At 62.9% G+C, this 3,810-nt stretch carries 4 protein-coding genes and 1 pseudogene; 2 read left to right on the top strand and 3 right to left on the bottom strand.

The window, feature by feature from the left end; all coding sequences use genetic code 11:
• Positions 1-215: 215 nt before the first annotated feature.
• Entirely contained in the window at positions 216-1,199 is a 984-nt protein-coding gene (locus VGD20_RS07735) for a LacI family DNA-binding transcriptional regulator (protein ID WP_331133890.1), read from the top strand.
• An 838-nt stretch (positions 1,200-2,037) separates the two neighbouring features.
• The gene (locus tag VGD20_RS07730) at positions 2,038-2,331 is read left to right on the top strand and encodes a hypothetical protein (RefSeq protein ID WP_331133889.1); all 294 of its coding nucleotides are present in this window, start codon (positions 2,038-2,040) and stop codon (positions 2,329-2,331) included.
• A gap of 57 nt (positions 2,332-2,388) precedes the next feature.
• Here the strand turns inward: VGD20_RS07730 and VGD20_RS07725 are convergent, their stop codons facing one another.
• The 3 genes and pseudogenes from VGD20_RS07725 to VGD20_RS07715 all read right to left on the bottom strand — a co-directional run.
• Complete coding sequence (locus tag VGD20_RS07725; protein WP_331133888.1) at positions 2,389-3,051, bottom strand: alpha/beta hydrolase; 663 nt, start codon at positions 3,049-3,051, stop codon at positions 2,389-2,391.
• A 148-nt stretch (positions 3,052-3,199) separates the two neighbouring features.
• Positions 3,200-3,469, bottom strand: a complete 270-nt coding sequence (locus VGD20_RS21810; RefSeq protein WP_414714555.1) for a DUF6961 family protein — start codon at positions 3,467-3,469, stop codon at positions 3,200-3,202.
• Between the two features lie 77 nt (positions 3,470-3,546).
• Positions 3,547-3,810, bottom strand: a pseudogene (locus VGD20_RS07715) (VOC family protein); the annotation flags it as partial.

Raw genomic sequence — 3,810 nt, 5'->3', positions numbered from 1 at the left:
AGATATTTGCGACGGCCTGCCATAGTCATCCTCCCTTCGTGGGCTGTCCGCCCATCATGGCGAATCGGATATCCATTTATGAAATGCATTTCAACAACAAGTTTCATTGCAGCCCAAAACTGGCGATTGCATGCGACCTCGGGCTGCCATATGAACCGCCCATGGCGGTCAAAAATAATGAAACAACTGCAACATTGGCGGCGGGGCGCCCGACGATGGAAGACGTCGCCCGCATCGCCAATGTTTCCAAACCGACGGTATCGCGCGTCCTGAGCGGCAGCCCGCTGGTCAGCGCCGCGACGCGCGAGCGCGTGCTCGCCGTCGCGCGCGAACAGGGCTATGCGCTCAACCGCAACGCCCAGAAGCTGCGGCACGAGAGAGCGGGTGCCATCGCGGTGGCGCTCGACTTCGGGTCGCATCGGCAAGGTGCGATCGGCGACCCGTTCATCTTCGAACTTCTCGCCGGCATTTCAGAGGCACTTTCGGTGCGCCAGCTCGACTTGCTGCTGTCCCCTTCGGGCCTCGACACGGTCGATGGCTTCGTCGACCTGTACCGCTCGCGCGGAGCGGACGGGTTCATCGTGCTCGGGCAGGGCACGCGCGACGCGCTTTTGCGCAAGGTCGCCCGCAAACAGATTCCCATGGTAGTTTGGGGTGCCGTCGACGATGCCAGCGGCTATTGCGCGGTCGGGAGCGACAATTTCCTTGGTGGCAAACTCGCGGGCGAACGGTTCCTCGCGCTCGGCCGCAAACGGTGGCTGTTTATCGGCGATGCCCAGCATACCGAAATCCGTATGCGCTTCGAGGGCCTGCGCGCCGCGGCCGCTGGCGCAACAGATATCGAGATCGGCATTTTGCCGATCGACTCGATGGCGTTTTCGGCGATCCACGGACAGGCTGGCGCGTATTTGAAAGCCCGGAACCCCAAGCCCGATGCCGTCTTCACTTTCTCCGATACCGCCGCGATGGCCGTCATCGACGCCTTCGGCAAGGAAGGCCATATCACTCCGCGGGACTATTCGCTCGTCGGCTACAATGATATCCCGCCCGCCGCGCATTTCACCCCCGCCATCTCGACGATCGCGCAGCAAACCAGCGTTGCCGGAGCCATTCTGGTCGAAAAGCTCATGCAAATGCTGGACGGCCGTGTGCCGCGATCGGTCATGCTGCCGACGCAACTGGTCCTTCGGGACACCTGAGCGCGGCAACGCGGAGGGCCATGGACGACCGGAGAGCTGACGCTTCTGCGCGATGAGCCGCTTCATCGCAACGGAGATATTCCCCCGTCTCGAACGCTGACACGCTTCGACTTCGTCGTGCCGTCCTGCGGAAGATCCGCGGACGGTGCGCTCTCAATCGCTTGGGAGAATATGGTGGCAGGGCTTGTATCGAACCTATATATTAACCCATTGATTTAATTTATTTTTTCTTTTAATGAGAGTTCCTTACCCCCACACTCACCCCCACATTTCTGACGGTCTAACGCTTGTTCGATTCACAAAATGATGCGCTTGATCTGGTTTTGGGCAAGCTGTGGCGGGTCCCGGCAAGGCGGTTCCGGGCACGGCAATCGAATGCCCGAATCCGAAAAACGGGCCGTCTTCAATCCAGTCCGTATCGGTCGTGAATCGCCGATTTGGATGGAATGAGCGATGCGGTCGAGGCGGCGCGGTCCGAACTCGAGTGCCACAAGGCTCGGCGAGACGTAGGTCTCGCCGGAGAATCCCTGGAGCGTGAGCAGGAACAGGCCGGGCCTAAGGAAACGGCCCGCACGCAAAGGGCCGCAGCGCATGCGGAGGACGGAAAGAACGGCGCTTTTTGGACGCGGGGACCGCGTCGCCTCGGGCACCGGAATGGTCCCGGCGGCGACAGGCACGAAGCGCGGCTAAAGAATTTTTGCTGAACGCTTCATCGAAATTGGCATGGCCAGCGCCAGGGGATCGGAGCAAGGCGTGAGCGCGCGGTCTCCGGATTCGCGGACGGGGCGGTCCGCGGCAGGTTTTCGACCGTGACGAGGGCGCGGACCAAGGGGATCGAATGGACGGCAGGGCAGAGCTTCTGATCGCGGGCGAGCATGGCGATATTCAGCAGATCGCGGCACGCAGCGCGGGCATCTGGGTCGGATTGTCGATCGACGATGCCGCGCATGCCGCCCTGCGCCGCGACGGGCTCGATCCGGCACGGCTGCGGCTGACGGGGCTCCACCCGTTCGAATATTCCGGCGCGGCGGATGGCGGGCTCCAGGTCGTGGCGTGCGCCAACGATAACGAGACGGCGGAAGCGCTGCTCGACCTGTTCCGGATTTACTTCCTCAGGCGCCTGCTCGCGTGAGCATAGCTTTCGGGGATGCGCCGCCGAGCCCCGACCGGGGCTGAAGGCGCATAGCCGTCACGACGATCGGGCGAAGGCCTCGGCGATGAAATCACGGCCGAGCCGCAATCCGACCGGATCGACGCTGTGGCCCACGCCATAGGAAATGTGCGTCGTGACATCGACGCCAAGGCGCTTGAGTTCGCTTTCGGACATGTGGAGCGCGGCAATCGGTACGACCGGATCGGCCGTTCCGTGCACCAACAGCACCGGCGGCTTTGGGGAGGCGTCATGGGCAAGGCCGAGCGTTCCGGCGAGCATGCCCGAGTAACCGACGATCGCGGCGACGGCGCGCGGCCGACGCAGACCGACATGAAGCGCCATCATCGTGCCCTGGCTGAAGCCGACGAGCGCCAGATCGGCTTCGGTCAGGTCATATTGGGCAAGCTTGCGGTCGATGAAGGCGTCGATCGCGGGTGCAGCCGATGCCGCGCCGGCGGTCAGTGCCGAGGGTGCAAATCCCGACAGGCCCCACCATTGATAGCCTGCGCCCATCATGCCGCAACGCTGCGGCGCGTGCGGCGCGAGGAACAGCGTGTCGGGAAGCGCCTCCTGCCACTGGGGCGCGAGCGAAATCATGTCGGTGCCGCTCGATCCAAAGCCGTGCAACAGCAAGACGATCTTTTTCGGTGCGTTGCCCGAGCGCGGTTGCAGGCTGGCACCATTCACGATTTTCGACAAATATGACCTCTTTCCGGTTGCCGACGGTTATTTGGTCATTGGCAGTTCGCTCGACAAGCCATGAGTAGTCCGGCGCTGCGGTCAGGATTGCACAACCACCGGAGCGTGCGGCCGCGTGGGCCCGGCTTGCCGGGTCTTGAGACGGACGTCAGGACCGCGCCGCCGTCGTCCCCGTCGCAGCGGGACCAGTCGATGCGGGTGACGACGGGTCGGCCGCTCGTCGCCCGCCGAAGTAACGGATTGAATGAAGATCGTGCAGACAGTCCGTAACCTGCGACCAGAATTCGGCTTCCTGGTCTTCTCCGCGGGCACGAAGCGCCTGAATCCTATCGGCAATGATTGCCGGCGCGCGGTCGCCATATCGGGTTTCGAGTGCGAGCACCTGACCCCAAAGGTCATGGTCGGCATTGCTTCCCATCGCTGCGACTCCGATGTATTTGCCCAAGGCTAGCACATGGACGCCTGTGCACCAAAAGGCCGGTAGCCGAGAAACGCTCAACCCAGCTCCTCGGCAAGCCCGACGAGAATCCCTTCGGGTCCACGGATGTAGCAGAGCCGGTATATGTCCTGATAGTCGACGACCTCGCCTACGAGCTCCGCGCCGCGCGCGCGAACCCGTTCCAGAGCGTCGTCGATGTCGTCTACGGCGAACATCGTGCGAAGATAGCCCAGGGCGTTGACCGGGGCGTTTCGGTGATCGGCAACGACAGACGGCCGCAAAAATCGGGATAGCTCAAGCCTGCTATGGCCGTCCGGTGT

It is taken from the genome of Sphingopyxis sp., assembly GCF_036402335.1.
In the GTDB taxonomy this organism is placed as follows: domain Bacteria; phylum Pseudomonadota; class Alphaproteobacteria; order Sphingomonadales; family Sphingomonadaceae; genus Sphingopyxis.
This window is presented reverse-complemented; position numbering and strand designations above follow the sequence as displayed.